General features: G+C 61.7%; 27 protein-coding genes. 18 read left to right on the plus strand and 9 right to left on the minus strand.

The features are described 5' to 3' along the window. Positions 1–41 precede the first annotated feature (41 nt). The 4 genes from D9M09_RS01770 to D9M09_RS01785 form a co-directional block, all read right to left on the minus strand. The gene (locus D9M09_RS01770) at positions 42–3,620 is read right to left on the minus strand and encodes an ABC transporter permease/M1 family aminopeptidase (RefSeq protein ID WP_121670932.1); all 3,579 of its coding nucleotides are present in this window, start codon (positions 3,618–3,620) and stop codon (positions 42–44) included. Positions 3,621–3,630: 10 nt separating this feature from the next. Beyond that, positions 3,631–4,524: an ABC transporter ATP-binding protein gene (locus D9M09_RS01775; protein ID WP_070222726.1), complete on the minus strand. Its 894-nt coding sequence runs from the start codon at positions 4,522–4,524 to the stop codon at positions 3,631–3,633. Positions 4,525–4,706: 182 nt separating this feature from the next. After that, entirely contained in the window at positions 4,707–5,903 is a 1,197-nt protein-coding gene (locus tag D9M09_RS01780; protein ID WP_070222724.1) for an ABC transporter permease, read from the minus strand. A gap of 3 nt (positions 5,904–5,906) precedes the next feature. Beyond that, positions 5,907–6,686 carry an ABC transporter ATP-binding protein gene (locus D9M09_RS01785; protein WP_121670933.1) on the minus strand — a complete coding sequence of 260 codons (780 nt, stop codon included), beginning with the start codon at positions 6,684–6,686 and terminating at the stop codon, positions 5,907–5,909. A gap of 147 nt (positions 6,687–6,833) precedes the next feature. Between D9M09_RS01785 and D9M09_RS01790 the strand changes: the two genes are divergently transcribed. Both D9M09_RS01790 and coq7 read left to right on the plus strand, forming a co-directional pair. Further along, positions 6,834–7,265 carry a hypothetical protein gene (locus D9M09_RS01790; protein ID WP_121668442.1) on the plus strand — a complete coding sequence of 144 codons (432 nt, stop codon included), beginning with the start codon at positions 6,834–6,836 and terminating at the stop codon, positions 7,263–7,265. Positions 7,266–7,351: 86 nt separating this feature from the next. Next, positions 7,352–7,996, plus strand: coding sequence for a 2-polyprenyl-3-methyl-6-methoxy-1,4-benzoquinone monooxygenase (gene coq7, locus D9M09_RS01795; RefSeq protein ID WP_121668443.1), 645 nt, complete (start codon positions 7,352–7,354; stop codon positions 7,994–7,996). Between the two features lie 108 nt (positions 7,997–8,104). Here the strand turns inward: coq7 and D9M09_RS01800 are convergent, their stop codons facing one another. Further along, positions 8,105–8,527, minus strand: a complete 423-nt coding sequence (locus D9M09_RS01800; protein WP_070289996.1) for an OsmC family protein — start codon at positions 8,525–8,527, stop codon at positions 8,105–8,107. Positions 8,528–8,752: 225 nt separating this feature from the next. Between D9M09_RS01800 and rplM the strand changes: the two genes are divergently transcribed. The 5 genes from rplM to erpA all read left to right on the plus strand — a co-directional run bounded on the left by rplM (position 8,753) and on the right by erpA (position 11,728). Further along, positions 8,753–9,181 (plus strand): 50S ribosomal protein L13, encoded by a 429-nt coding sequence (gene rplM / locus D9M09_RS01805; RefSeq protein ID WP_010393282.1) that lies wholly within the window; start codon positions 8,753–8,755, stop codon positions 9,179–9,181. 9 nt (positions 9,182–9,190) lie between these two features. Then, positions 9,191–9,583, plus strand: coding sequence for a 30S ribosomal protein S9 (gene rpsI / locus D9M09_RS01810; protein ID WP_010393285.1), 393 nt, complete (start codon positions 9,191–9,193; stop codon positions 9,581–9,583). 170 nt (positions 9,584–9,753) lie between these two features. After that, a complete protein-coding gene (gene argC / locus D9M09_RS01815) occupies positions 9,754–10,791 on the plus strand; it encodes an N-acetyl-gamma-glutamyl-phosphate reductase (protein ID WP_070222714.1) in 1,038 nt (345 codons plus the stop codon). A 90-nt stretch (positions 10,792–10,881) separates the two neighbouring features. Continuing rightward, positions 10,882–11,271 carry a bactofilin family protein gene (locus D9M09_RS01820; protein WP_070290243.1) on the plus strand — a complete coding sequence of 130 codons (390 nt, stop codon included), beginning with the start codon at positions 10,882–10,884 and terminating at the stop codon, positions 11,269–11,271. A 94-nt stretch (positions 11,272–11,365) separates the two neighbouring features. After that, on the plus strand, positions 11,366–11,728 hold the full coding sequence (gene erpA / locus D9M09_RS01825) for an iron-sulfur cluster insertion protein ErpA (protein ID WP_029496047.1): 363 nt from the start codon (positions 11,366–11,368) through the stop codon (positions 11,726–11,728). A gap of 169 nt (positions 11,729–11,897) precedes the next feature. Here the strand turns inward: erpA and D9M09_RS01830 are convergent, their stop codons facing one another. Next, the gene (locus tag D9M09_RS01830; RefSeq protein ID WP_070222712.1) at positions 11,898–12,992 is read right to left on the minus strand and encodes an anhydro-N-acetylmuramic acid kinase; all 1,095 of its coding nucleotides are present in this window, start codon (positions 12,990–12,992) and stop codon (positions 11,898–11,900) included. Positions 12,993–13,133: 141 nt separating this feature from the next. Beyond that, positions 13,134–14,501: a M23 family metallopeptidase gene (locus tag D9M09_RS01835; protein ID WP_121668444.1), complete on the minus strand. Its 1,368-nt coding sequence runs from the start codon at positions 14,499–14,501 to the stop codon at positions 13,134–13,136. Between the two features lie 154 nt (positions 14,502–14,655). On the opposite strand from D9M09_RS01835, the gene tyrS reads away from it, so the two are divergent. The 11 genes from tyrS (at position 14,656) to D9M09_RS01890 (ending at position 23,847) form a co-directional block, all read left to right on the plus strand. Beyond that, on the plus strand, positions 14,656–15,921 hold the full coding sequence (tyrS, locus tag D9M09_RS01840) for a tyrosine--tRNA ligase (RefSeq protein WP_121668445.1): 1,266 nt from the start codon (positions 14,656–14,658) through the stop codon (positions 15,919–15,921). Then, a complete protein-coding gene (gene dtd / locus D9M09_RS01845) occupies positions 15,918–16,364 on the plus strand; it encodes a D-aminoacyl-tRNA deacylase (RefSeq protein ID WP_121668446.1) in 447 nt (148 codons plus the stop codon). The genes tyrS and dtd overlap by 4 nt, the downstream gene beginning before the upstream one ends. 33 nt (positions 16,365–16,397) lie before the next feature. Then, positions 16,398–17,030, plus strand: a complete 633-nt coding sequence (locus D9M09_RS01850) for a YbhB/YbcL family Raf kinase inhibitor-like protein (RefSeq protein ID WP_121668447.1) — start codon at positions 16,398–16,400, stop codon at positions 17,028–17,030. 3 nt (positions 17,031–17,033) lie between these two features. Further along, positions 17,034–17,678: a histidine phosphatase family protein gene (locus D9M09_RS01855; RefSeq protein ID WP_121668448.1), complete on the plus strand. Its 645-nt coding sequence runs from the start codon at positions 17,034–17,036 to the stop codon at positions 17,676–17,678. Positions 17,679–17,799: 121 nt separating this feature from the next. Continuing rightward, positions 17,800–18,852, plus strand: a complete 1,053-nt coding sequence (gene dusB / locus D9M09_RS01860; RefSeq protein ID WP_071653823.1) for a tRNA dihydrouridine synthase DusB — start codon at positions 17,800–17,802, stop codon at positions 18,850–18,852. Between the two features lie 168 nt (positions 18,853–19,020). Beyond that, entirely contained in the window at positions 19,021–19,254 is a 234-nt protein-coding gene (locus D9M09_RS01865) for a helix-turn-helix domain-containing protein (protein WP_008445162.1), read from the plus strand. Positions 19,255–19,361: 107 nt separating this feature from the next. Further along, the gene (gene purH, locus D9M09_RS01870; protein ID WP_070290015.1) at positions 19,362–20,948 is read left to right on the plus strand and encodes a bifunctional phosphoribosylaminoimidazolecarboxamide formyltransferase/IMP cyclohydrolase; all 1,587 of its coding nucleotides are present in this window, start codon (positions 19,362–19,364) and stop codon (positions 20,946–20,948) included. Positions 20,949–21,128: 180 nt separating this feature from the next. After that, entirely contained in the window at positions 21,129–21,668 is a 540-nt protein-coding gene (gene ruvC, locus D9M09_RS01875) for a crossover junction endodeoxyribonuclease RuvC (protein ID WP_121668449.1), read from the plus strand. A gap of 35 nt (positions 21,669–21,703) precedes the next feature. Then, positions 21,704–22,282, plus strand: a complete 579-nt coding sequence (gene ruvA, locus D9M09_RS01880; protein WP_070222695.1) for a Holliday junction branch migration protein RuvA — start codon at positions 21,704–21,706, stop codon at positions 22,280–22,282. Between the two features lie 6 nt (positions 22,283–22,288). Then, entirely contained in the window at positions 22,289–23,344 is a 1,056-nt protein-coding gene (ruvB, locus tag D9M09_RS01885) for a Holliday junction branch migration DNA helicase RuvB (RefSeq protein WP_034749202.1), read from the plus strand. A gap of 32 nt (positions 23,345–23,376) precedes the next feature. Beyond that, the gene (locus tag D9M09_RS01890) at positions 23,377–23,847 is read left to right on the plus strand and encodes a YaiI/YqxD family protein (RefSeq protein ID WP_070312433.1); all 471 of its coding nucleotides are present in this window, start codon (positions 23,377–23,379) and stop codon (positions 23,845–23,847) included. Positions 23,848–23,885: 38 nt separating this feature from the next. On the opposite strand, the gene D9M09_RS01895 is transcribed toward D9M09_RS01890, so the two are convergent. Together D9M09_RS01895 and D9M09_RS29880 are read right to left on the minus strand one after the other, a co-directional pair. After that, positions 23,886–25,025 (minus strand): OmpA family protein, encoded by a 1,140-nt coding sequence (locus D9M09_RS01895; protein ID WP_121670934.1) that lies wholly within the window; start codon positions 25,023–25,025, stop codon positions 23,886–23,888. Between the two features lie 13 nt (positions 25,026–25,038). Then, positions 25,039–26,556 (minus strand): ice-binding family protein, encoded by a 1,518-nt coding sequence (locus D9M09_RS29880; RefSeq protein WP_121668450.1) that lies wholly within the window; start codon positions 26,554–26,556, stop codon positions 25,039–25,041. Positions 26,557–26,792 lie beyond the last annotated feature (236 nt).

A 26,792-nucleotide genomic window follows, 5' to 3' on the forward strand; every position in this document is an offset into this window, starting at 1 on the left:
CGCAAAAAAATGGCCGCCCATCAACGGGCGGCCATTTTTCGTCATGGCTCGTCGAGCTCGACGGTGACCATATTGTCATCGGGCTTGCGGTCGATCAGCTTGTTGTCAGGATCGATGCCCGCCTTGCCGGGGCGGCTGCCGACGATGACGGTGTAGCTCGCTTCACGGGCCGTCATGCGCAGGCGTTCGCGCAGCAGCGGATGGCCATTCGCGTCGTCGACGCCGATCTCGATCCAGTCATGCAGCGGCGCGTCGTGTTCCTCGCCCTGTTCGCCGGCCGTCAATTTGCTTGCCTGCACCTTCATGGTGACGGCGTACTTGCCATCGCTGCGTTTCTTGGCCGTGGCCGACAGGGCGCGGTTGTCGAACAGCACGATTTTCTCGAACAGGTCGTCGATCAGGTAAGCCTGCTCGGGCGGCGTGACCTGGCGCAAGCCCTGGACCAGCGCCGTCACGCTCGCATACGGCGGGCCTTTCTGGCCGTAGGTCTTGAGCAGCTCGCGCAGCACGCCGTTGACCTTGTCTTCGCCGATGATGTCTTGCAGCAAGTACATAGCCAGGCTGCCCTTGTGATAGTGGATGTAGGCCTGGTTTTCATTCTCGGCCAGCGGCAATTCCTTCTTGCGTTCCTCGCTGCGCCCCATCAGGTATTGATTCAGGTCATAGCGCAGGAAGCGGCGCATCTTGGCCGGTCCCACGGTCTTCTTCATCACCATCAGGGCCGAATATTCGGCCAGGGTTTCGCTGAGCACGGTGGCGCCCCGCGTATTGCCGCCCACCAGTTGATGCGCCCACCACTGGTGCGCCACTTCATGCGCCGTGATGTAGAACGGATAGTCGATGTCCTTCGGGTTCTTGTCGTCCACCTTGGCGATAAAACCCAGGCCTTCCGAGTACGGTATCGTGTTCGGGAACGATTGCGCAAACGTGGCGTAGCGGGGGAATTCGACGATGCGCAGGATCTTGTGCTGGTAGGGGCCGAAGTTCTTCGTGTAGTACTCGAGCGCTTCCTTGCTGCCGCGCACGAAACGCTCGAGGTTGTATTCATGGCCAGGATGGTAATACACGTCGATGGCCACGTCTTGCCAGCGCTCGTGCTTGACGGCGTAGCGGGCCGACTGGAACGCATAGAAATTCAGGATCGGCTGGTCCATCGTGTAATGGAAGTAATGGCGGCCCTTGGCGATCCAGTCGTTGTCCAGCATGCCCGGCGCGATGGCCGTCTGGCCGTCGACGGTGCTGACGGTGGCGTCAAAGTTGATGCGGTCGGCGTCGTTGCTGACGTAATTGTCGGCCAATCCCTTCGCATCGTCGCGTGGCAAGGCCCGTTCGCGCGCGGGCAAGCCGTGTTTCTTGCGGTCGCGCGGGTCCGTCAATTCCAGCTGCGGCTGGTAACCGATGTGCGGCAGCACGGCATTCGTGAAGAAAGTGCCGTTGGCCACCACGGGCGTGTCCTGGCCCAGGCCGAAGATGCCGCGCGGCGCATAGCGGATGTCGAAATCGAGGCCCAGGGTGGCGCCCGGCGCCAGCGGCGCGGCCAGGCGGTAGCTGTAAAAGCCCAGCTTGCCGTCATCGAGGCCGGGATGCACGCGCGTATCGAACCGCAGGCGCATGGTGGCCGTCGGGTCTTGCTGCACAAAAATGTGGCTGATCGGCAAGCTGGTCTTGTTTTGCAGCACATAGCGGCCCGTGACGGCCAGGGTGCGCTGCGCCGGGTAGATGGCCACGTCGAGTTTCACGTCGGTGATTCTCGGCTGCGGCGTGGCGGCAAACTTGCGGTACTGGCGCTCGATGCTGGCGCGGTCCGCATCGCGGGAAAATTCGGACTGGTAATCGTTGGCCACGTGGAAAACGTAAAACAGCACGCCACCGGCGCCGACGAAGATCAGGGCGCCGCCGGCAAAGCTGGCCAGCACGCCATGCGTGAGGCCGTGGCGCGCCAGGCGCAGGCGGATACGCCAGCTGTCCTGCGCGCCGCGGGGCCAGAACAGCAGCGACAGCACCGTCAGCATGACGGCCGCGCCGCTCCAGTACAGCAAGTACCAGCGCTCGCGCAACACAAAGTGGCCGGCGCCGTTCATGGCCGAATACACGACCTCCGGCGTGCTGCCGTACAGCAGCAGCGGGTCGCCCAGGCCCAGCGAGGAAAAGCTGATGCTGGCGATGTGGTACAGAATCATGGCGAAATACGCCAGGTATTTCTGATTGATCAGCACTTGCACGAAGATGGCCAGCACGGCGACCAGCGCATAGTAGGGCAGGTGCGACAGGAACAGCGATTCCAGGTACAGGCCGGGATCGAGGCGGTAATAGCCCTTGAAGACCTGGATCGACATGCCGCACAGCATGATGACCAGGCTCAGCAAAGCTTGCAGGCCGACCAGCGCACACAGTTTCGACAGCAGGGGCAGCCAGTTCGGCACGGGCAGGGCGTCGAGCATCAGATACGTGCCCGCTTCCCGTTCGCGCCACACCAGCTCGCCCGCGTAGAAGGTGGTAATGATCAGCATGAACAGGGCGAACGAGGCGCTGACCATGTCCAGCACCTTTTCCGTCACGGGATAGGTATTCGTGCCGTACATGGAACCCATGTCCAGCGCGCCCGCATACATGGTCAGCACGCCGGCCAGCACGATGACGACGAAATAGATGTTCTTGATGGTTTCGCGCAGGTTCAGCCAGCTCATCTTGACGAGCAGGGCGGCCAGGTTGCGCTGCGCGAAGTCCGGCGTTTCCTGCGTGGACAGCGAAGCGTTCGACAGGCGCTGCGGCGCCTCGCCCTCGCTGCGGCGCCGGGTGGCGCCCGCGTCCGTCGTCGCGTGGAACTGGAAGCGCCAGTAGCCGAGCAGCAACGCCACGAGGGCGAAGCCGGACCAGATGGCGCGGTTCAGCAGGTATACGCCTTCCAGCGTCACCAGGCGCGTGTTGCGTTCCGCGTTCGGCCAGTATTCCGTCAGGCGTATCAGCGCCGTGGTGCCGAAAGGATCGATCAGGGCGGCCAGGGTCTTGTAGTCGAGGTCGCGCGCCAGCGACGGCGCTACCAGGTAGCCGATCAGCATGACCACCGAGCTGATGTACACGGGCAGCATGCGCCGCGTCAGGGCCGCGATGACGAAGAAGATGGCGCCGAAGATGAACAGGTTGGGCAGCAGGGTAAAGACGTAGGGCATCAGGTAGGCCAGCGCCCGTTGCGGCCCCAGCCGTTCCGGGTCGATGCCGGGCAGCCAGGCGCCCAGCCAGGCGCCGATCACGATGCTGGAAAACACCACCGCCAGCACCAGGTAGGCGCCGAGGAAGCGGCCGAAGACGTACTGGTATTTTTTGATCGGTGCGCTGAAAAAGAAATGCTGCATGCCGTACTCGAAATCCTGCTGCACCGAGCGGCCCATCATGGCGGCCACCACCACGGCGCCGAAGCAGCCCAGCAGGCTGCACGTGAACGCCAGCGAACGGGGGGCGTTGATCAGGAACTTGCCGCCGAAACTGATGCTCGCTTCCTTGAAGACGCCGCCGGCGGCGGCCATCCACAGCATGGCCAGCGCCAGGAACATGGCGAAATACACCCAGGTCGACAGCAGCTTGAGCCGCTGTCGCGCTTCAAAGCGGGCGATGGCAAACATGGCCGCCCCCTCAGTCGCATTGCGGGGCGACGCGGTGGCGCCCGGCAATGGTGGCGAAATACAGGTCTTCCAGGTCGCCGATGGCTTCCTCGAAGCCGTCGCCCGGGTCGTCGTCGCTGTAGACGTGGATCAGGGTACGGCCCGACAGCAAGCGCGTGGAAATGACGGCGTGGCGCTGCTGGAAGCTGGCCAGTTCTTTCTTTTCGACGAAGCGCGCCCAGATCTTGCAGCTGACTTCATCGATCAGTTCCTGGGTCTTGCCGCACAGCAGCAAATGCCCCTTGTTGATGATGGCCATGTTGGCGCACAGGTCGGCCACGTCGGACACGATATGCGTCGACAGGATCACCGTCTTGTCTTCGCCGATGTCGGACAGCAGATTGTGGAAGCGGACTCTCTCCTGCGGGTCGAGGCCGGCCGTCGGCTCGTCGACGATGATCAGTTTCGGGTCGCCCAGCAGGGCTTGCGCGATGCCGAAGCGCTGGCGCATGCCGCCGGAAAAGCCGCCCAGGCGCTGGTGGCGCACGTCGAACAGATTGGTTTGCTGTAACAGCCCGTCGACGACTTCGCGCCGGCGCGCCCGTTGCGACAAGCCTTTTAACATGGCGAAGTGGTCGAGCAGCTCGTAGGCCGTCACTTTCGGGTACAGGCCGAAGTCTTGCGGCAGGTAGCCCAGCATGCGGCGGATTTCGTCCTTGTCGTCGAGTACGTCGTAGTCGCCGAAGAAGATGGAGCCGGAATCGCATTCCTGCAAGGTGGCCAGGGTGCGCATCAGGGTCGACTTGCCGGCGCCATTCGGGCCCAGCAAGCCAAACATCCCGGGCGGTATCGTCAGCGAAACGTTGTCCAGCGCCACCACGCCATTCGCGTAGGTCTTCGACAATTTGCGGATCTGCAATTCCATACAACTCCTAACTCATGCGTTGCTGCCCGATGCGACAGGGCTACTCTATGCTGGCATTGTATTGAATTTAGGACGCACTGGGCAGTTGCATGCGATACACGGCATTTTCGCGTGCCCAGAGTGCAGTTGGCGAGGGCGGATGGCGGGCCGGTCCTGGTCTTGTCGGACGCGCCACGAGAGTGTCAGTTACGGAACAAAACCGATTCCCGGTTAAACCACCAGCGGCACAGCATCAGCAGCGCGCCGGCGATCACCGTCGTCGAGGCCAGGATCACGCCGAACATGCGGTAATCCATGGTGCCTTTCACCAGTTCCTTCATGGCCAGCGACACGTTCGTCAGCGGCACCATGGCCCACATCCAGTTCAGCTCGACGCCGGGCAGCATGGCCGTCACCGTGGGCAGGATGACAAACAGCATCAGCGGCGTGATCATGCCGGCCGCCTCCTTGTAGCTCTTCGCGTAGATCGAGATCGACAGCAGCAGCGAGGCGAAGATGGCGGCCGTCGGCACCAGCATCAGGGTCACCATGGCCAGGTCGGGCAAGCCGATGCTGTGCACGAGGATGGCCATGTGGCCTTCCAGCGAGCTGCCGAAGATGGCCAGCAGGACGCCCATGCTGCCCACCATCAGCACGGCGGAGGTCATGCCCACCGTAAACAGCACGAGGAACTTGGCCAGCACGATGGCGCTGCGCGGCACGGGCGCCAGCAGCAGGGTTTCCAGCGTGCCCCGTTCCTTTTCGCCGGCGCCCAGGTCGATGGCCGGATACATGGCTGCCGTCAGGCACACCATCAGCAGCAGATACGGCACCATGCCGCCGATGATGGCGCCCATCTGTTCGCGCTCGTTGGCCGTCGATTGCTTGTCGAGCACGATGGGATTGAGCGCATAGGCCAGCTGGGCAGGGCTCAGGTTCAGGGCGGACAAGGCTCCTTCGCGCAGGCTGGCGTTGTAGGCGTCGACGATTTCGCGCACGCGCTGGTGCGTCACGTCCACCGAGCTGGCGCTGTTGTAGTGCAGGGTCACCTTGGCTTGCGCCTGCTGCTTCAGCGCTTGTTCAAAATGCGGCGGGATGACGACGGCAAACTTGATGGTATCGTCGCCGATGGCGCGGCGGATGTCCGCCTCGCTGGCCAGCGGTACTTCGCGCAGGTTGTGCTGCTGCGCAAACCGCGCGCTCAGGCCCGGCGAATGGTCCTTGCCGAACAGCGCGTAGCGCAGTTCCGCCGTCTTGGCGTTCTTGAACATATTACTTGAAACATAAGCGAAGCCGCCAAAGATCAGCGGCATGGCAAAGATGGGGATGAGGATGGTGAAAATCAGCGTCTTGCGGTCGCGCGTGAGTTCCAGCAACTCTTTCAGATAAATGGTCCACATGGCTCAGGCTCCCTGGTTGATGACGCTGACAAAGGCGTCGTACAGATCGGTACTGCCGCCCAGGTGGCGCAGTTCGTCGACCGTGCCATGGAAGGCGGTGGTGCCGCGGTTGATGATGCAGACGCGGTCGCACAGCTTTTCCACCTCGTGCAGGTGGTGCGTGGAAAAGATCAGCGGCACGCGCAGCGCCTTGTAGCTGGCGATGAAGTCGAGCAGGATCTTGGCCGACATCACGTCCAGGCCCGTGGTCGGCTCGTCGAGGATGACCACTTGCGGCTCGTGCACGACGGTGCGGGCGATCGCGCACTTCTGTTTCATGCCCGTCGACAATTGATCGGCCCGCTTGCCGCCGTATTCTTCCATCTGCAGCAAGGAAAACAGTTCGTCGCAGCGGCGTTTCAGCTTGTCGGCAGGCATGCCATGCAGGCGGCCAAAGTATTCCACGTTTTCGCGCGCCGTCAGGCGGCCGTACAAGCCCGTCGAACCGGACAGGAAACCGATGCTCTGGCGCGCCACCAGCGGCTGGCGCAGCACGTCGACGCCATTGACGAGGGCGCTGCCCGCGTCCGCCTGCAAGGCCGTCGACAGCAGGCGCAGGGTGGTCGTCTTGCCGGCGCCATTCGGACCCAGCAAGCCCAGCACTTCGCCGGGGGCGCAGCTGAAACTGACGTCGCGCACGGCGTGGAACCAGCCCTCATGTTCGCGCGGATCGCTCACGTGCACGTCCTTGCCCTTGTGGGGCGGCATGCGGAAACGTTTTGCCAGGTGCTTGACCTCTATCATGTGCTTCATCCATTCAACGGTGAACAACGAGAGTAGCATGCAAAAAATGTAACTTGCAAGGTGGAAATATCGTTTGGTCTATTGAAAAAAACAGCATCTTCATGCAAGCTGGCCCGGTGGCGCCGGCGGACGGCGCGGGAGAGCGTAATGCAAACGATCGATCAGGCGATGCAGGACAAGGTATTGGCCGTGGCCCGCGCCGGCATGACCAGTGCCGAAGCCATCGGTTTCTTCCGCGTCAGCCTGGGACTGTACTATCTGGCCGGACTGATGACGGAAGAAACCCTCGATTTCAAGCAGATCGACGCGAAGTACAACCGTTTTATTTACCACTCGCTAGGTGGCGGGCACAGCATCGCCAGCGTGCTGCAATTCATGAGCGGCGAGAAAGTCTTGCGCGTGCTGCAATCGGAGCGTTTTCGCGCCGCGTTTGCCGAATACTGCCCGGACATTCCCGTCGACAGCATTTCTTTTCTGATTTCACTGAACCTGGGCGTGGCGAAAAGCCTGTCCGGGCTCGATGCCGTCGGCCCCGTGGTGGACTGGATCGAGCAGGAAAAAGCGCGCACAGGTCAATAAAGCCCCGTTCGGCCCGCGCGCGGCGTGGGGACGGCTGGCCCTGATCGTCCTATAATTCATGTTTTCCCTTACATGAATAGCCCACGATGACCGCGAACCGCCATTTTGACCCCCTGGATCGTTTGATTGTTGGCGCCGACAAGGCCTTGCGCGTCATCGCGGGCGTGGCTTCGGCCTCGCGCCCCACGCCGGCCGCGCATGCGCCCGATGCGGAGCTGAGCCCGGCCGAGCAGCGCCACAGCGCCGGCTTGATGCGCGTCAACCATGTGGGCGAAGTGTGCGCGCAAGCCTTGTACAACTCGCAGGCGCGCTATGCGCACAGCCCGGCCATCCGCGCCCAGTTCGACGAGGCGGGACGCGAAGAGGAAGACCACCTGGCCTGGACGGCGCAGCGCCTGACGGAGCTGGGCTCGCGTCTGAGCCTGCTCAATCCCCTGTGGTATGCGGGTTCGTTTGCGCTGGGCACCATCGCCGCACGCATGGGCGACGGCCGCAGCCTGGGTTTTGTGGTGGAAACGGAACGCCAGGTGGAAGCGCACCTGGCCAGCCACCTGCAGGAATTGCCGCCGCAAGACGCCAAGTCGCGCGCCATCGTCAAGCAGATGGCCATCGACGAGGTGGAACACGGCGCCGCCGCCCAGCGACTGGGCGCCATCGACACCCCGGCGCTCGTGAAGGCGTTGATGGGGTTGATGGGCAAAGTGATGACAAAAACCGCGTATTACATCTGATATTTCTGCGTAGGTCGGCGTAGGTCGGATTAGGCCGCAGGCCGTAATCCGACAACATTGTTGGCGCCGGCGGTGTCGTCGGATTACGCGCTCACGCGCTAATCCGACCTACTCCTCGATGATTTCAAAGGAATGCGTGATCTCCGCGGTTTTCGCCAGCATGATGGACGCCGAGCAATATTTATCATGCGACAATGAAACGGCCCGTTCCACGGCCGTCGGTTTCAGGGCCTTGCCCCGTACCGTAAAGTGGAAGTGGATCTTGGTAAAGACTTTCGGGTCGGTGTCGGCGCGCTCGGCTTTCAGGGTCACTTCGCAGCCGTTGACGGCTTCGCGGCCCCGTTTCAGGATCAGCACCACGTCATAGGCGGTGCAGCCGCCCGTGCCCAGCAAGACCATTTCCATGGGGCGCGGCGCCAGGTTGTGGCCGCCGCCATCGGGCGCGCCATCCATGGTCACCAGGTGGCCGGAACCGGTTTCTGCCCGAAAACTCATGCCCGACGGGCCATTCCAGCTGACTTTGCATTCCATCGTACTCTCCGAAAATTGTAAGCGTTTTGTATTGTAATAGAGGAATGCCCATCCATGTGCCGGCCGCCAGCCCGCAGCCGGTCTGCATCGTGGCTTGACGCGGCAGGGTAAAGCCGCTTATACTTGTCGGCTTTCCGTTCGCTCAGGAAAAGTAAATAAGGCAGAGTCCGCATAGCAACATCGGCGGAACCACCATTTGAGCGTGTAATCTATTAGGAAGTCAACATGAAAACATTTTCCGCTAAAGGACATGAAGTCCAGCGCGATTGGTTCGTGGTTGACGCGACGGACAAAGTCCTCGGACGTGTTGCCAGCGAAGTGGCACTCCGACTGCGCGGCAAACACAAACCAGAATTTACTCCTCACGTCGATACCGGCGACTTCATCGTCGTCATCAACGCAGGCAAACTGCGTGTGACCGGTACCAAAGCTACTGAGAAAATTTACTACCGTCACTCTGGCTATCCAGGCGGCATCTACGAAACCAACTTCCAGAAAATGCAACAGCGTTTTCCAGGTCGCGCGCTTGAGAAAGCGGTCAAAGGCATGCTGCCTAAAGGCCCACTCGGCTACGCAATGATCAAGAAGCTGAAAGTGTACGCGGAAGGTTCCCATCCGCACGCTGCTCAGCAACCTAAAGCACTTGTTCTCTAAGGAACTGACATGATCGGTAATTACAATTATGGAACCGGCCGTCGCAAAAGTGCAGTGGCTCGGGTTTTTATCAAAGTTGGCACAGGCTTGATCGTTGTTAACGGCAAACCAGCAAACGAATACTTTTCGCGCGAAACGGGTCTGATGGTCATCCGTCAACCACTGGAACTGACCGGCAATGTCGAGCGTTTCGACATCAAAGTCAACGTCCATGGCGGCGGTGAGTCGGGCCAGGCTGGTGCAGTTCGTCACGGCATCACCCGCGCTCTGATCGACTACGATGCAGCGCTGAAACCGGAACTGGCGAAAGCCGGCTTCGTGACCCGCGATGCACGTGAAGTCGAGCGTAAAAAAGTTGGTCTGCGCAAAGCACGTCGCGCAAAGCAATTCTCGAAGCGTTAATTTCTACGCTACAGCACCTTGCGGGGTGCTGGTCGAAAAGCCGCTGGACTTCGGTCCCGCGGCTTTTTTGCATTTCAGCGTGACTCTGCGTTGCGCTGTAAAATACGCGGAAAACCCGCAGGGGGAGCGTTTCCCTTCATCTTTATGCAATCTATACACAAGGAAAGAACATGATCAAAGTTGGCATCGTCGGCGGCACTGGATACACGGGCGTGGAGTTGCTGCGCTTGCTCGCTACCCATCCAGATGTCGAGTTGACGGCGATTACCTCGCGCAAGGAAGATGGCTTGCCCGTTGCCGACATGTATCCTTCCCTGCGTGGCCACGTCAAGCTGGCGTTTTCCTCGCCGGACAAGGCGAACCTGGAGCAGTGCGACGTGGTCTTCTTCGCGACCCCGCATGGTGTTGCGATGGCGCAAGCGCCAGCTCTGCTGGCCGCCGGCGTGAAAGTCATCGACCTGGCCGCTGACTTCCGCCTGAAAGACCAGGCCAAGTTCGAGCAGTGGTACAAGATTCCCCACACGGCCCCCGAGCTGATAGCCGAGGCCGTGTATGGCTTGCCGGAACTGAACCGCGAAGACATCAAGCAGGCCAGGCTGATCGCCAACCCCGGTTGCTACCCGACCACCATGCAGCTGGGCTTTTACCCGCTGCTCAAGGCGGGCCTCGTCAATGCGGGCGGCTTGATCGCCGACTGCAAGTCGGGCGTGTCCGGCGCCGGCCGCAAGGCGGAAATCGGCATCCTGTTCTCGGAAAGCAGCGACAGCTTCAAGGCCTATGGCGTGGCTGGCCACCGCCACCTGCCGGAAACGACGGCGCAGCTGCAGCGTTTCACGGATGAGAAAGTGGCGCTGACCTTCACGCCGCACCTGGTGCCGATGATCCGCGGCATGCATTCGACCCTGTACGCGCAGCTGAACAAGGATGTCAGCAATGAAGAATTGCAAGCCTTGTTCGAAACGCAATACAAGGACGAGCCTTTCGTCGACGTGATGCCATTCGGCTCGCACCCGGAAACCCGTTCCACGCGCGGCTCGAACATGCTGCGCCTGGCCTTGCACCGTCCCGAGGGCGGCAATACCGTCATCGTGCTGGTGGTGCAGGATAACCTGGTCAAGGGCGCTTCGGGCCAGGCCGTGCAGTGCATGAACTTGATGTTTGGCTTGAAAGAAACGGCAGGTTTGCAACATATCGCCTTGCTGCCGTAAAAATAGGCAGCCGTGCTTGCGCGGGTCCGGCGCCTTTTTGCCGGACCTGTGCTAAATTGGACTGCCACGTATACCAACAGGATGACGTTCATGTTCGAGCGCAACGCGAAAAACCCCATCGACACCCTGATTGGCGCTTCCACGCGGATCGAAGGCGACTTGCTGTTTTGCGGCGGCTTGCGCATCGATGGCCATGTGCGCGGCAACGTCACGGGCGAGGCGGGCGAGCCCACGCATATAGTGCTGGGCGAGGCAGGGCGCATCGATGGCGAGGTGCGCTGCTCGAGCCTGGTTGTCAGCGGCGAGATCAATGGCCCTGTGTATGTGTCCGAAATGCTTGAAATCCAGCCCAAAGCCCGCATTGTAGGAGAGGTCTATTACAAGGTGCTGGAAATGCACAGCGGCGCATTGGTGCAGGGCAAGCTCAGCCGCCACGACAGCGCCGACCCCGTGCTGCACCTGGCCGTATCGGAAATGTGAGCAGGAACAACACCGGCTAGCCGCCTCTGCGGACGCCGCAGCGCGAGTTGTGCCAACAGTCTATAATGAGGCTATGTTTTCTGAGGAGTCTGAAATGAATGCAGTCGCTGAAATGCAAGATGTGATCCCTTCGCCTATCATCTTTACCGATAGCGCCGCCGAAAAAGTCGCGCAGCTGATCGAGGAAGAAGGCAATCCCGACCTGAAATTGCGCGTCTTCGTGCAGGGCGGCGGCTGTTCCGGCTTCCAGTACGGTTTCACCTTCGACGAAATCGTCAACGAAGATGACACCACCATGGTCAAGAACGGCGTTCAGCTGTTGATCGACTCCATGAGCTACCAGTACCTGGTCGGTGCGGAAATCGACTACAAGGATGACCTGGAAGGCGCGCAGTTCGTGATTAAAAACCCGACCGCGACGTCGACCTGCGGTTGCGGTTCGTCGTTCTCGGTATAAGCTGGTACACCTGAGAAAACGTCCATGGCGGCGTTGCATTGTCTCGCCGTACTCTTCGTACTGTCTTTGGCAATGCGCCTTGCCCTGAACGTTTTTTAGGCGCGCCGGTTTACAGGCGCAATATAAAAATAGCGGATCATCGATCCGCTATTTGTGTTTCTGCGCCCGCTTAGCGCGGGTAGAGCGCGCCCAGCACCCGCAAGCCCTGAGCACCCGTCACGGCCGGCAAATTGCCCGGCTTGCGCTGTGTAAAGCGCCAGGCCAGCCAGGCAAACGCCAGTGCCTCGACCTGGCTGGGCGCCACGCCCAAGGCCTCCGTCGACTCCACCGCCATGCCCGGCAATTCCCGGGCCAGCGCTGCCATCAGCGCGGCGTTCTGCGCGCCGCCGCCGCACACATACACGGTTTCCGCGTGCGCTCCGTCGCGCGCGATGGCCTGCGCCAGGCTGACGGCCGTCAGCTGCGTCAAGGTCGCCTGCACGTCGGCGGCTTGGGCGCCACGGTGATTCGCCAGCTTGCCTTGCAGCCAGTCGGCGTGGAACAGGTCGCGGCCCGTGCTTTTCGGCGCCGGCAAGTCAAAATAGGGATCGTCGAGCAAATCCGCCAGCAGGGCGGGGATGACTTGGCCAGTGGCGGCCCAGGCGCCGTTGGCATCATACGGCTGGCCCAGGTGCCGCAAGGCCCAGCCATCCATCAGCGCATTGCCGGGACCCGTGTCGTAGCCCGTCACTGTGCCGTCCGCGTGCAGCACGCTGATATTGCTGATGCCGCCGATATTGGCCAGCACGCGCGTGTGGCCGGGCAAGTTGAAAATGGCCTGGTGAAAAGCGGGCACCAGCGGCGCGCCCTGGCCGCCGGCCGCCACGTCGCGGCTGCGCAAGTCGGCGATGACGTCGATGCCCGTCAGTTCCGCCAGCAGGGCCGGGTTGTTCAACTGGCGCGTAAAGCCCAGCTCGGGGCGGTGGCGGATGGTCTGGCCATGCGCGCCGATGGCGGCGATGGCGTCCGGGCCGATGCCCGCGTCGCTCAACAGCAGGGCGACGCATTCGCCGTAATGGCGCACGAGCTGATTGGCCGCCAGCGCTTCGCGTTCGATTTCATTTTGGCCGGCACTTTGCAAGGCCATCAGGTCGGCGCGCAGGCTGGCGGGAAAGGCAATGTAGGCGTCGCCCAGGCTGCGCGTGCCGCCATCGTCGGAAAAGTCGACCAGCGCGCCATCGACGCCATCGAGGCTGGTGCCAGACATCAGACCGATATACAGCATGGGGGTTGTCCTTGAATGCATAAGTGATGGGGTGCATTGTGCCGCATTTGTGCCGTGTGCACGCGGGAAAAAACAAAGGCACCGGCCATCTGCATGGGCGGTGCCTTTATGGGTTGCCCGAAGGCAGTGTTGGAATGTCGTTTAACGCGACGCCAGTGCCGTGTCGTTCGGACGCAGCAGGGTGAAGCGGTGCATCATGTCGGCGGAGACCATGCGGAAGCGGCTCAGCTCGGCGGCCGTCAATGGCGCCTGGGCTTGTACGTTCAGCTTGCTTGGATCTTGTGCCACGCCGCCGACACGGAATTCATAGTGCAAATGGGCGCCCGTGGACCAGCCGGTGGTGCCGACGTAGCCGATCACATCGCCCTGGCTGACTTTTTGACCTTTTTTCAGGCCCGAAGCGAAGCGGCTCATGTGGGCGTAGGCGGTGCTGTAGTTGGCCCAGTGTTTCAGAACAACAACATTACCGTAGCCGTTCTGGCTGCCGACGGAATCGACCACGCCGTCACCGGAAGCGCGGATAGGGGTACCCGTTGCTGCGGCGAAATCGATGCCCTTGTGTGCTTTCCAGTTGCCGGAAATCGGGTGCACGCGCATGGAGAAGCCGGACGAGATGCGGGAAAATTCGAGGGGGGATTTCAGGAAGGCTTTTTTGAGGGACTTGCCGTCGAAGCTGTAGTAACCGCCGCCTTGCTTGCTGGCTGGGTCTTCGAACCAAACGGACTGGTAAGTCGTGCCGCGGTTGGTGAATTCACCGGCCAGGATGCGGCCCGCTCGGACAAATTCGCCATCTTGCCAGAATGTTTCGTAGACCACATTAAACGAGTCGCCGCGTTTCAGGTCGGAACGGAAGTCGATATTGGTGGAGAACATTTCCACGATTTGCGCGGAAATCGAGTCTGGCAGGCGGGTACCGTCCAAGCTGGAGTCGGTGGCGGCGAACAGGGTGGAAGTGATCTTGCGCGCGTGCATTTCAACGCGGCGTTCCAGCTGGGCTGCCACTTCCGTGGCCACGAACTTGTCGCCCTTGCGGGTGATCAGGATGTTCTTGACCGATTTGTCGGTGCCGTCAACGAGGGTGGCGCGCATCCAGTTGAGGTCGCCGTTTTCGGTCGTTTGCGCTTGCACGCGCTTGCCTGATTTCAGCAACATCACGCCGCGCGCGATCTTGTCGGTTTTGATGAAATTGGCCGCCGCCGGATCATCCACGCCGAGACGGGTCAGCAGGGTGGCGAGGGTATCGCCAGCGCGGACTTTTTCTTCGTGGGTGAAATTCTGGTCTACCTGTTCCATCGCGGAAATTTGCGAGGCGAGATCAGGCATTTCCAGGTTCTGGGCGATGGACGTGACCGGCAAGTCCGATGCGTCGGGCGCCATGGGCGACACAGCGACCGCGCCGAAGGCGGCCACGGCGAGCAGCACCGCGGATGCGCCAATAATGCGCGCCTTGCGTGTCGTCGTCAGCTGTGTGTACAAGCTTGAGCCTGTGATTTTATGTATAGGGTTCATGCAATCAGTTAAAATTTGCCCTTGAACGATACCTGAACTAGTGCTCTTTGTTATTGTTATTTTGGTTCGTTTTCATACGGCAAGATTGATGGGATCGAGCATTATAGCAAACTCCGCAAACCTACCACCATTTTGAGATTTATAGTCAAATTTTATGGAAATCAACACCACCGCATCGCCTACAAAGGCTAACGCCGCTCAGACCGCGCTTCCACTGTCGGACAGAGTACAAGAAGCCCTCGCGATTACCAAGCGTGGCGTCGACGAACTCTTGATCGAAAGCGAATTTGCGCAAAAATTAGCGCGCTCCGAGAAAACTGGTGTTCCACTGCGCATCAAACTGGGCCTGGACCCGACTGCACCCGACTTGCATCTGGGCCACACTGTCGTGCTGAACAAGATGCGCCAGCTGCAAAACCTCGGCCATCAAGTCATTTTCCTCATCGGCGATTTTACTTCCATGATCGGCGACCCTTCGGGCCGCAACGTCACGCGCCCGCCGCTGACCAAGGAACAGATCGAGATTAACGCGATGACGTATTTCGCGCAAGCATCTTTAGTGCTGGATGCCAGCAAGACGGAAATCCGCTATAACTCCGAGTGGTGCGATCCGCTGGGCGCGCGCGGCATCATCCAGCTCGCTTCCCACTACACGGTGGCGCGCATGATCGAGCGCGACGACTTCACCAAGCGCTTCCAGGGCGGCATTCCGATTTCCGTGCATGAATTCCTGTACCCGCTGATGCAAGGCTACGACTCGGTGGCCCTGAAATCGGACCTGGAACTGGGCGGCACGGACCAGAAGTTCAACCTGCTGGTGGGCCGCGAACTGCAAAAGCAGTACGGACAGGAGCAGCAGTGTATTTTGACCATGCCGCTGCTGGAAGGTTTGGACGGCGTGGAAAAAATGTCCAAGTCGAAGAATAACTACATCGGCATCACGGAACCGGGCAACACCATGTTCGCCAAGCTGATGAGCATTTCCGACGTCATGATGTGGCGCTACTACGAGCTGCTGTCGTGGCGCTCGATCGCCGAACTGGCCCAGCTGAAGCGCGAAGTCGAGGAAGGGCGCAATCCGCGCGACGCCAAGGTTGCGCTGGCGCAAGAAATCGTCGCCCGTTTCCACTCGCAGCAGGCGGCCGAAGATGCGCTGGCCGACTTCGTCAACCGCTCGAAGGGCGGCATTCCTGAGGATATCCCGGCAGTAACCCTGGCCGGCGCCCCGCTGGGCATTCCGCAATTGCTGAAACAGGCGGGCCTGTGCCCGTCGACATCGGAAGCCATGCGCAAGATCGACCAGGGCGGCGTGCGTATCGACGGCACCGTCATCAGCGACAAGGGCCTGCAAGTGGCGGCCGGCGAATTCGTGTTGCAAGTTGGCAAGCGCAGTTTCGCGCGCGTCACCTTGACGGCATGATCGCGCTGCTGCAGAGAGTCACGCAGGCGAAAGTCGACGTCGGCGGCGCCACCGTCGGCGCCATCGACGCCGGCCTGATGGTGCTCGTGTGCGCGGAGCGGGGCGATACGGAAAAGGAAGCGGACGCCCTGCTGACCAAACTGCTCGGCTATCGCGTGTTTGCCGACGAAGCGGGCAAGATGAACCGCAGCGTGACGGACGTGGCCGGCGGCTTGCTGCTGGTGCCGCAGTTCACCCTGGCGGCCGATACCAAGTCCGGCACGCGCCCGTCGTTTACGCCGGCGGCCGCGCCGCAGGACGGCTTGCGCCTGTTCACGCATTTCGTGGATCAGGCGCGCAGCCGCCATGCGACCGTGCAAACGGGGCAGTTCGGTGCCGACATGCAGGTGTCGCTCACCAATGACGGACCTGTCACATTCTGGCTGCAGGTGAACGCTAAATAAGCGTCAAACAATAACTATAAAGAGGAGCAAGCGATGAAATTGTGGAGCGAGACGTTTCGTGATGGCGGCCTGATGCCGGCCGACTATGCCTTTGCCGAGATCGATCCGGCCAGCCGCGTGCGCCTCGCCGGCAACCGCAATCCCCATCTGGCCTGGGACGAGGTGCCCAACGGCACCGAGTCGCTGGCCCTGTTCTGCATCGATTCCGATGCGCCGCAAGACGCCCGCCTGGCCAACCGCGACGACCAGTCCCTGCCGCTGACGGCGCTGCGCGGCGACTTTTATCACTGGAGTTTGCTCGACTTGCCGCCCGCCATGCGTTCTATTGCCGCCGGCGAATTTTCCAGCGGCATCACGCCGCGCGGCAAGGCTGCAGGTACTGGACTGCGCCAGGGCATCAACGACTACACGGGCTGGTTTGCCGGCGATGCCGCCATGGCCGGCGATTATTACGGCTATGATGGCCCGTGCCCGCCGTGGAATGACGAGCGCATCCACCACTATATTTTCCGCCTGTATGCGCTCGACGTGCCGCAGCTGGCTTTGCCTGAGCGTTTCACGGGACAGCAAGCCCATGCCGCGCTCTACGGCCACATCCTCGACGAAGCCCAGCTCGTCGTCGCCTATTCGCTCAATCCCGAGTTGGCACTTACTCTGAAGAAATAACGCATGAGCACCACGATTTTATTGATACGCCATGGCGAGACGGCCTGGAATGCGGGCCGCCGCCTGCAGGGCCATATCGACATCGCCTTGAACGAGGCGGGCCTGGCGCAAGCGGCCGCGCTGGGGCAGGCGCTGGCCGACGAAGCACTGGCCGCCATCATCGCCAGCGATCTGCAGCGCGCGCAGCAGACGGCGCAAGCCGTGGCCGACGTGAACAAGCTGCCCGTGCAGACGGATACCTTGCTGCGCGAGCGCTGCTATGGCGCTTTCGAAGGCTTGCTGTATGCGGACATCGCCGCGCGTTATCCGCACGAGTATGCGCAATGGCAATCGCGCCAGATCGACGCCGTGATGCCGTCGGGCGAGCGCGACGCGGAGAGCTTCCGCCAGTTTTACGCACGCGCGAATGGCGCCATCGCCCGCTGGGCCGAACGCTATGACGGCCAGACGATCGCCATCGTGGCGCACGGCGGCGTGCTCGAGTGCGCTTACCGCGAGGCGGTCGGCATGACGCTCGACAGTCCGCGCGACTTCCAGGTCAAAAATGCCAGCGTCAACCGCTTCTCGTATGCGGACGGCAAGCTGCATTTAGTGCACTGGGGAAATATCGAGCACCTGAGCGCGCCCGCGATGGACGAGCTGGGGTAAGAGTGCCCTAAGCGACGGCGCCATCCTCACTCTGACGCACTGATCCAAAAAAATAGTGCTTATTAAATAGGCAGGGAATCGGTTAAAATAGCAGGTTCCTCCGTCCATTCCAGGTTCTTCAGTGCAAATCGGCCCTCACATTCTGCGCAACAATGTTTTCGTCGCTCCCATGGCGGGCGTGACGGATCGGCCTTTCCGCCAGTTGTGCAAGCAGCTGGGTGCCGGCTATGCCGTGTCGGAGATGGCGGCGTCGAATCCGCGCCTGTGGGCAACGGAAAAAAGCGCGCGCCGCACGGATCACGACGGCGAAATGGAGCCGAAAGCCGTGCAGATCGCCGGCGCCGATCCGCAGGACCTGGCCGACTGCGCCAGGTTCAATGTGGACCGAGGCGCGCAGATCATCGACATCAACATGGGCTGCCCCGTCAAAAAGGTGTGCAACAGCTGGTGCGGTTCGGCCCTGCTGCAAGATGAAAGCCTGGTCGAAAAGATCCTGCACGCCGTCGTCAATGCCGTCGACGTGCCGGTCACCCTGAAATTTCGCACGGGCTGGAACCGTTCCAACAAGAATGCCCTGACCATCGCCCGCATTGCCGAGCAAGCGGGCATCCAGATGCTGACCCTGCACGGCCGTACGCGTGCCGATGGCTACAAGGGCGATGCCGAATATGAAACGATTGCCGCCGTGAAAGCATCGGTGGGCATTCCCGTGGTGGCCAACGGCGACATTACCAGTCCGGAAAAGGCCCGTTTTGTGCTGGATCAAACGGGCGCCGATGCCGTCATGATCGGCCGCGCGGCACAGGGCCGGCCGTGGATTTGCCGCGAGATCGACCATTTCCTGCGCACCGGCACCTTGTTGCCGGCGCCGTACGTGGATGAAGTGCGGACCTTGATGGACGAGCATTTGCGCGCCCATTATGCGTTTTATGGCGAGTTCCTCGGCGTGCGCACGGCGCGCAAGCACATCGGCTGGTACGTCAAGGATCTGGAAGGCGGCGAAGCGTTCCGTCAGGAAATGAACTTGCTGGAGTCGACGGATGCGCAGTTGCTGGCCGTCGATCAATTTTTTGAGTCGCAATGGAAATTTGGCGAACGGTTACAATACCGCCTCGCCGAATCCAGTGAAAGTGGCCTGATCGATACGATCAAACCTGCGGCCACGGCAGCATGAGCAGATAGCAACAAGCAGGGTAAATCAGTTAGCAGCAGTACAAGGGCGAACGCCTATACAGAGCGTCATGCAATATTAATTACAACACCGAGGCAAGAGGGCAGCACGCGGACCGCATGAGCGGCGCGGCGCCGGATGGCCAGGTGTTCAGCCGGTTGAAGCATAAAAATGAGCAAAGAAAGCATTCAGGAAGTCGTACAGAAAAGTCTAGAAGATTACTTCAATGACCTGGGCGAACAGCAAGCATCGAATATCTACGACATGGTCGTGCTGACCGTGGAAAAGCCCATCCTGGAAGTCGTGATGACACGCGCCGATGGCAACCAGTCGCACGCCGCGCAGATGCTGGGCATCAACCGCAATACCCTGCGCAAGAAATTGCAGGAGCACGGTTTGCTGTAATGCCGGCATGCAAGTGACGCCAAGATTTGAATCCGCCGCAGCGGGCCCGGCCTGATAGCTGATTGCTGCGCCATTCGCCAAGAACACTTAACCACCTAGCCACAGCCATGATCAAACAAGCTCTCCTCTCCGTTTCCGACAAGACCGGCGTTCTCGACTTCGCCCGCGCCCTGTCCGCCCTCGGCGTCAACCTCCTGTCCACCGGCGGCACCGCCAAATTGCTGGCAGACAACGGTGTTCCTGTCACGGAAGTTGCCGATTACACGGGTTTCCCGGAGATGCTCGATGGCCGTGTGAAGACCCTGCACCCGAAAGTGCACGGCGGTATCCTGGCGCGCCGCGATTTCCCTGAGCACATGTCGAAACTGGTCGAGCACGACATGCCGACCATCGACATGGTGGTGGTCAACCTGTACCCGTTCCAGGGCACGGTCGCCAAGGCTGATTGCACGCTGGAAGACGCGATCGAAAACATCGATATCGGCGGCCCGACCATGCTGCGTTCGGCAGCCAAGAACCACAAGGATGTGGTCGTCATCTGCGACCCGACCGACTACGACGCGGTGCTGGCGGAAATGCGCTCGGCCGATGGCCAGGCCGGCGACGTCAGCTATGACACCAAGTTCATGCTGGCGAAAAAAGTCTTTGCGCACACGGCGCAATACGACGGCGCCATCACCAACTACCTGACGAGCCTGGGCCCGACGAAGGTGCACGCCGAGCGCGGCGCCTATCCGCAAATCCTCAACGTTGCATTTGAGAAAGTGCAAGACATGCGCTACGGCGAGAACCCGCACCAGAGCGCCGCCTTCTACCGCGACCTCGTCGCCACCGATGGCGCGCTGGCCAACTACCGCCAGTTGCAGGGCAAGGAATTGTCGTACAACAACATCGCCGATGCCGATGCTGCCTGGGAATGCGTGAAGAGCATGGGCGGCTTCGAGCAAAGCGCCGCCTGCGTCATCGTCAAGCATGCGAACCCGTGCGGCGTGGCCCTGGGCAAGAACGCAGCGGAAGCGTACGCGCGCGCCCTGCAGACGGACCCGACCTCGGCATTCGGCGGCATCATCGCGTTTAATACCGAACTCGACGGCGCCACCGCCGGCGAAATCGCCAAGCTGTTCGTGGAAGTGCTGATCGCTCCGTCGTTCTCCGCCGAAGCGAAACAAATTCTGTCGAGCAAGCAAAACGTGCGCATGCTGGAAATCCCGCTGGGCAGCGGCGTACACGCCATGGACTTCAAGCGCGTCGGTGGCGGCTTGCTGGTGCAATCGCCGGACGCGAAAAACGTCGGCATCGGCGACTTGCGCGTGGTCAGCAAGCTGCAGCCGACGCCGCAGCAACTGGCCGACCTGATGTTCGCCTGGAAAGTGGCGAAATTCGTCAAGTCGAACGCCATCGTTTTCTGCGGCAATAACATGACCCTGGGAGTGGGCGCAGGCCAGATGAGCCGTATCGACTCGGCCCGCATCGCTTCCATCAAGGCGCAAAACGCGGGCTTGTCGCTGACCGGTTCCGTGGTGGCGTCGGACGCCTTCTTCCCGTTCCGCGACGGCCTCGACGTCGTCGTCGACGCAGGCGCGACCTGCGTGATCCACCCGGGCGGCTCCATGCGCGACCAGGAAGTGATCGATGCGGCGGACGAGCGCGGCGTCGTCATGTTGTATACCGGAACGCGTCACTTCCGTCATTGATAGTGAAGAGAGTAGGTCGGATTAGCGAGGCCGAAGGCCGCGCGTAATCCGACAAGCGCAGTTGGCGACGCATGTCGGATTACGCGTACCGCTAATCCGACCTACAGCTCTCGATAAGGTACTCAGCGGCAGGCACTGGTTATTCACCGGTGCCTGCCGTATTCATTATAGAATCTGGCGATGATTATTCTTGGCATCGATCCTGGCCTGCGCACGACCGGCTTTGGGGTCATTGAAAAACACGGCAACAAGCTGCGCTATATCGCGTCGGGCACCGTCAAGACGGGTTCCGAAGGGGAATTGCCGCCGCGCCTGAAGGTCATCCTGCGGGGCGTGAGCGAAATCGTCGGCACCTACCAGCCCGATTGCGCGGCCATCGAAAAAGTGTTTGTCAACGTCAACCCCCAATCGACCTTGCTGCTGGGCCAGGCACGGGGCGCGGCCATTTGCGCGCTGGTCCACGCCGACCTGTCGGTGGCCGAATACACGGCCCTGCAAGTGAAACAGGCCGTCACGGGCCACGGCAAGGCGGCCAAGGAGCAGGTGCAGGACATGGTTTCCCGGCTGCTGTCGCTGCCCGGCTTGCCCGGTACGGATGCGGCCGATGCGCTGGGCGTGGCCATTTGCCACGCCAACAGCATCGATGCGCTGGCCATGCTCGGCGCGCTGGCGCCGCAATTGCAGGGCTTGCGCATGAAGCGCGGCCGCCTCGTTGGATAAAGCAGCACTCTGAAATTTTACATTAGGAACACGCGATGATAGGCCGTCTCTCCGGTATTTTGCTTGAAAAAAATCCGCCACAATTGCTGGTCGATTGCCAGGGCGTCGGCTATGAAGTCGACGTGCCGATGAGCACCTTTTACAACCTGCCCCACGTGGGCGAAAAAGTCGTGCTGTTCACGCACCAGGCCATCCGCGAGGATGCGCATTTGCTGTTTGGCTTCGGCAATGCGGCCGAGCGGGCCGTGTTCCGCCAGTTGATCAAGATCACGGGCGTGGGCGCGCGCATGGCGCTGTCCATCCTGTCCGGCATGACGATCGCGGACCTGGCGCAAGCGATCACCCTGCAGGATTCCGGCCGCCTCGTGAAAGTGCCTGGCATCGGCAAGAAGACGGCCGAACGGCTGCTGCTGGAATTGAAGGGCAAGCTGGGGGCCGATATCGGCGCCGGCGGCGCGCACGCGGCGCCCGATGCCCAATCGGACATCCTCAATGCGCTGGTCGCGCTCGGCTATTCCGACAAGGAAGCGCTGGCCGCCGTGAAAAACGTGCCGGCCGGCAGCGGCGTGTCGGACGGCATCAAACTGGCGCTGAAAGCGCTGTCGAAAGGCTGATAGGGCATGAGCATCCAGACCGACAGCTTCACGGAACAGCGCATCATCGACGCGGCGCCCATCTCGCACAACGAAGAGGCGATCGAACGGGCCTTGCGCCCGAAGCAGCTCGACGAGTACGTGGGACAGGAAAAGATCCGCGACCAGCTGGAAATTTTTATTACGGCCGCGCGCCAGCGCAAGGAAGCGCTCGACCATACCTTGCTGTTCGGCCCGCCTGGCTTGGGCAAGACGACCCTGGCGCACATCATCGCGCGCGAAATGGGCGTCAATCTGCGCCAGACCTCCGGCCCCGTGCTCGAGCGCCCGGGCGACCTGGCGGCAATCCTGACGAACCTGGAAGCGAACGACGTCCTGTTCATCGATGAAATCCACCGCCTGTCCCCCGTCGTCGAAGAGATTTTATATCCGGCCCTTGAGGATTATCAGATCGACATCATGATCGGCGAAGGCCCGGCTGCCCGTTCCGTCAAGCTCGATCTGCAGCCGTTTACATTAGTGGGCGCCACCACGCGCGCCGGCATGCTGACCAATCCGCTGCGCGACCGCTTCGGCATCGTCGCCCGGCTGGAGTTCTACAACACGGGCGAATTGACGAAGATCGTCACGCGCAGCGCGGCCCTGCTGAAAGCGCCGATCGACCCGGAAGGCGCGCATGAAATCGCCCAGCGCGCGCGCGGCACGCCCCGCATCGCCAACCGCCTGCTGCGCCGCGTGCGCGATTTCGCGGAAGTCAAAAGCAATGGCGAGATCACCAAGGTGGTGGCTGACCGCGCGCTGGCCATGCTGGACGTCGATTCCGCCGGTTTCGACGTGATGGACCGTAAATTGCTCGAAGCCGTGCTGTTCAAGTTCGGCGGCGGCCCCGTCGGCATCGGCAATCTGGCCGCCGCCATCGGCGAAGCGGCCGATACCATCGAAGACGTGCTGGAACCTTACCTGATACAGCAAGGTTTCCTGCAGCGCACGCCGCGTGGCCGTGTCGCCACGCCGGCCGCCTACCTGCACTTCGGCGTCAGCGCGCCGCGCATGGGCCCGGGCGGCGAAGCGTGGGAACTGTGATGGCGGAAGCGGGTGAGCAAGCGAACGTGGGCATGCAGATCTGGATCGACGCCGATGCCTGTCCCGTGGTCATCAAGGAAATTTTGTACAGAGTCGCCGACCGCCTGGAGTTGCCGCTCACCCTGGTCGCCAACCAGGGTTTGAGGGTGCCGCCCTCGCGTTTCATCCGCACCGTGCAAGTGCCGTCTGGCGCCGACGTGGCCGACCAGGAAATCGTGCGGCTGCTCAATCCCGGCGACCTCGTCATCACGGGCGACATCCCGCTGGCGGCCGACGTCCTGGCCAAGGGCGGTTTCGCGCTGAACCCGCGCGGCGAGTTTTATACGAAAGACAATATCGCCCAGCAATTGACGATGCGCGCCTTCATGGAAGAATTGCGCAGCGGCGGCGTCGACACGGGCGGCCCGGCCGCCTTCAGCCAGTCGGACCGGCAACAGTTCGCCAACAGCCTGGACCGGCATCTGAGCAAGCATCACCGCAAGCCGGCAGCGCCGCAGACGTAAAAAAACCGGCGCAAGCCGGTTTTTTGTGCGCGTAAAACTTAACGCATGACTTTGCGCGTGCCCACGACTTCCACCGTCACGCGGCGGTTCTTGGCGCGGCCGGCGGCACTCGTGTTGTCGGCCACGGGCTGGGTTTCTCCCTTGCCTTCCGTGTAGACGCGGCTCGTCTCGACACCCTGCGCCACCAGATAAGCCTTGACGGCTTCGGCGCGGCGCAAGGAGAGCTTCTGGTTGTAGGCATCCGGACCGACGGCATCCGTATGGCCGACTGTGACGATGACTTCCAGGTCCATGCCCGTCAGTTGACCGAGCAGCTGGTCCAGTGCCGCCTTGCCTTGCGGCTTGAGCGTCGATTGATCGAAATCAAACAGCGCTTCGGAAGCAAACGACACTTTTTCCGACACGGGGGCTGGCGCCGGCTTGGCCTCGATCACCGGTGCCGGCATGGCGACGACGGGGGCGACTTCGGGCGCCGGCTGGTAGGCGGGCGTGGCGCTGGCCGGACGGCCCAGTTTATACACGAGGCTGACGGAATACAGGTCCGCATCGCCGCGGTTGCCGACGGCGTCGTTCAGGCGATAACGCTCGACTTCGCCACGCAGGGCCAGCGCTTCGCTGAACTTGTATTCGAGGCCCAGGCCCAGCTTGGCGTTGAGCTTGCGTTCGCTGGCATGGGTATTGCTCGAACCCAGCAGGCGGTTGCCGCTGAATTCCGTGTTGGTCTTGGTGTAGTGCATGCCGACACGGCCCAGCAACGACAGGCGCTGCGACAGCGGCAGCTGGCCCAACAAGTCCAGGTTTACGCCGCGAAAGGCCGCTTGTCCGTTCAGTACGCCGTTGCCGCTGGTGGTCGACTTGAAATCGAACTTGCCCAGGTCAAAGTAACCGGCTTCCACGGCGACATACTGGTTCAGTTGGCGGCCGACAAACAGTTTATAGCCGGTGTCGCGCTGGTCCTTGCTGAAACCGATGACGGTTTCGCCGTTGGCGGCCAGGCTGGCGCGCAGGCGCGGCTCGTCGATGGTGGCGCGCGACTGGCCCGCGCCCGCGCCGATGTACCAGGCGCTGTTGGCCCAGTCCGGGTTGATGAAGGTGTTGTCCTGCGCCTGCGCCGATTGGGCCGCCAGCAAGGCGCCGGCCATTACGCTCAGGGCGCCCAGTGTGTGTGCGATAGTCATGGTCATGTCCCGATTATTTGGTGATCTGATTGTTGCGCAGGGTAACGGCGGCGGCCGTCAGCACGCGGCCATTGAGCAGGGTCGTATTGTCGCCCACCGTGATGGCGGCCGACTGGCCCAGGATATTGCCCTTGAAGACGCTGTTGGCGGCCAGGGTGGTGGGGCCGACGGGCAACCAGCTGACGTTGTCGGCCGTGGCGCCATTGTTCAGGGCAACCACCGAGTTGACGGTCGAGTTCAAGGTCAGGGCCGTACGGAAGATGTACACGCCAGGACCGTTCAGGGTCAGGGTGCCCGTGATGCTGATGGCGCCCGCATAGCAATACACGCCGGGACCGAAGGTTTGGCCGCCGAGGTCGATGCCGCCGGCAAAGCTGACGTCGCACGTACGGCTGTTGCCGTCCGTGATTGCCGCTTGCAAATCCGTCATGGCGCCGGCCAGGATGGCGCCCGACTTGTAGTTGGTAAAGCCTGCCGCCTGGGTCGGATCGACCGTTTGCGAAGGTGAGCCGACGTCGCCCGTGATCAGCGTGGTGCCGCCCGAATTGTTCGTGATCGAGGTACCTGCCAGCACGCCGAAAGGTGCCGCGCGGCCCAGGAAGATCGGGTTCAGGACGGGCGGGATGGCGACAGCGGTGACGGTCAGCAGCGCGCTGCCCGACTGGCCGCCGGCCGTGGCGGTGATGCTGCTGGTGCCGGTGGCAACACCGGTGGCGATGCCCGTGTTCAGTACCGTGGCATTGGCAACGGTGCCCGAGGTCCAGGCGGCGCTGTTGGTGACGATGGCGTTCGAGCTGTCGGAATAAGTGGCGGTGGCAATGAATTGCTGCGTGGCGCCGACAGCGATGCTGGCGGTGGCCGGCGTGACGGCAATGCTGACGATGCTGGTGGCCGGCACGGTGATGGTGGTGCTGGCCGTCTTGCCGTTGAAGCTGGCGTTCATGACGCTGGTGCCAAAGGCAACGCCGGTGACGAGGCCGCCGCTGGCGACGGTGGCGAAAGCGGGCGTGACGGCAAGGAAGCTGCTGCTGGCCGTGACGTCAGCCGTGCTGTTGTCCGAGTAGGTGGCAATGACGGCCAGCTGGCGCGTCGCGGCGACGGGCACGATGGGGCTTTGCGGCGTGACGGCGATAGCCAGCAAGGTCGCTGGCGTGACGGTCAACTGGGCCGCTGCGCTCTTGCCGCCAAACGCGGCGCTGATGCTGCTGTTGCCGGCAGCGATGCCGGTGCTCAAGCCTGTGGCGGCATTGACTGTCGCGCTGGCCGGTGTGGCCGACGCCCAGGCCGCCTTGGCGCTGACGTCTTGCGACGAGCCGTCGCTATACGTGGCGATGGCCGTGAATTGCTGGCCCGCACCGATGGTGACCGTGGCCGTGGCTGGCGTGACGGCCAGGCTGGACAAGGTGGCGCCCGGCAAGCCGAGGATGGGATCGCGTCCCTGGTCGCCGCCGCCGCAACCGGCAAGGGCGGCCATGGCCAGCAAACCTGCCGAGACGAGCAGCGGGTTCAGATATCGCTTGAAGAGATTCATATAGTTCCTTTGTGCATGGCAATCATTGCCGGGCATCCGCGGATGAGGTCATCCGGCAGAGCCATGCCGCCTTTCGCTACGGGCGATGGCGTCACAGGCATGCACTATTTCATTTAGGAAACTTCAAGTATGTTCGGTGGCGCGCATAGCCTGCCTTTGGCAGGAAAACGGCGCAAACGCGAGCAATTCGGCCTGGAAAACAACGGCCGTGTGCGGAATACAGACACAAAAAAGCC

The organism is Janthinobacterium agaricidamnosum, assembly GCF_003667705.1.
Classification (GTDB): Bacteria; Pseudomonadota; Gammaproteobacteria; order Burkholderiales; family Burkholderiaceae_D; genus Janthinobacterium.

Coding starts and splice junctions, on each gene's coding strand:
- D9M09_RS01770 (WP_121670932.1), bottom strand. CDS start 3,620: ATGTTTGCCATCGCCCGCTTTGAAGCGCGACAGCGGCTCAAGCTGCTG.
- D9M09_RS01775 (WP_070222726.1), bottom strand. CDS start 4,524: ATGGAATTGCAGATCCGCAAATTGTCGAAGACCTACGCGAATGGCGTG.
- D9M09_RS01780 (WP_070222724.1), bottom strand. CDS start 5,903: ATGTGGACCATTTATCTGAAAGAGTTGCTGGAACTCACGCGCGACCGC.
- D9M09_RS01785 (WP_121670933.1), bottom strand. CDS start 6,686: ATGATAGAGGTCAAGCACCTGGCAAAACGTTTCCGCATGCCGCCCCAC.
- D9M09_RS01790 (WP_121668442.1), top strand. CDS start 6,834: ATGCAAACGATCGATCAGGCGATGCAGGACAAGGTATTGGCCGTGGCC.
- coq7 (WP_121668443.1), top strand. CDS start 7,352: ATGACCGCGAACCGCCATTTTGACCCCCTGGATCGTTTGATTGTTGGC.
- D9M09_RS01800 (WP_070289996.1), bottom strand. CDS start 8,527: ATGGAATGCAAAGTCAGCTGGAATGGCCCGTCGGGCATGAGTTTTCGG.
- rplM (WP_010393282.1), top strand. CDS start 8,753: ATGAAAACATTTTCCGCTAAAGGACATGAAGTCCAGCGCGATTGGTTC.
- rpsI (WP_010393285.1), top strand. CDS start 9,191: ATGATCGGTAATTACAATTATGGAACCGGCCGTCGCAAAAGTGCAGTG.
- argC (WP_070222714.1), top strand. CDS start 9,754: ATGATCAAAGTTGGCATCGTCGGCGGCACTGGATACACGGGCGTGGAG.
- D9M09_RS01820 (WP_070290243.1), top strand. CDS start 10,882: ATGTTCGAGCGCAACGCGAAAAACCCCATCGACACCCTGATTGGCGCT.
- erpA (WP_029496047.1), top strand. CDS start 11,366: ATGAATGCAGTCGCTGAAATGCAAGATGTGATCCCTTCGCCTATCATC.
- D9M09_RS01830 (WP_070222712.1), bottom strand. CDS start 12,992: ATGCTGTATATCGGTCTGATGTCTGGCACCAGCCTCGATGGCGTCGAT.
- D9M09_RS01835 (WP_121668444.1), bottom strand. CDS start 14,501: ATGAACCCTATACATAAAATCACAGGCTCAAGCTTGTACACACAGCTG.
- tyrS (WP_121668445.1), top strand. CDS start 14,656: ATGGAAATCAACACCACCGCATCGCCTACAAAGGCTAACGCCGCTCAG.
- dtd (WP_121668446.1), top strand. CDS start 15,918: ATGATCGCGCTGCTGCAGAGAGTCACGCAGGCGAAAGTCGACGTCGGC.
- D9M09_RS01850 (WP_121668447.1), top strand. CDS start 16,398: ATGAAATTGTGGAGCGAGACGTTTCGTGATGGCGGCCTGATGCCGGCC.
- D9M09_RS01855 (WP_121668448.1), top strand. CDS start 17,034: ATGAGCACCACGATTTTATTGATACGCCATGGCGAGACGGCCTGGAAT.
- D9M09_RS01865 (WP_008445162.1), top strand. CDS start 19,021: ATGAGCAAAGAAAGCATTCAGGAAGTCGTACAGAAAAGTCTAGAAGAT.
- purH (WP_070290015.1), top strand. CDS start 19,362: ATGATCAAACAAGCTCTCCTCTCCGTTTCCGACAAGACCGGCGTTCTC.
- ruvC (WP_121668449.1), top strand. CDS start 21,129: ATGATTATTCTTGGCATCGATCCTGGCCTGCGCACGACCGGCTTTGGG.
- ruvA (WP_070222695.1), top strand. CDS start 21,704: ATGATAGGCCGTCTCTCCGGTATTTTGCTTGAAAAAAATCCGCCACAA.
- ruvB (WP_034749202.1), top strand. CDS start 22,289: ATGAGCATCCAGACCGACAGCTTCACGGAACAGCGCATCATCGACGCG.
- D9M09_RS01890 (WP_070312433.1), top strand. CDS start 23,377: ATGCAGATCTGGATCGACGCCGATGCCTGTCCCGTGGTCATCAAGGAA.
- D9M09_RS01895 (WP_121670934.1), bottom strand. CDS start 25,025: ATGACTATCGCACACACACTGGGCGCCCTGAGCGTAATGGCCGGCGCC.
- D9M09_RS29880 (WP_121668450.1), bottom strand. CDS start 26,556: ATGAATCTCTTCAAGCGATATCTGAACCCGCTGCTCGTCTCGGCAGGT.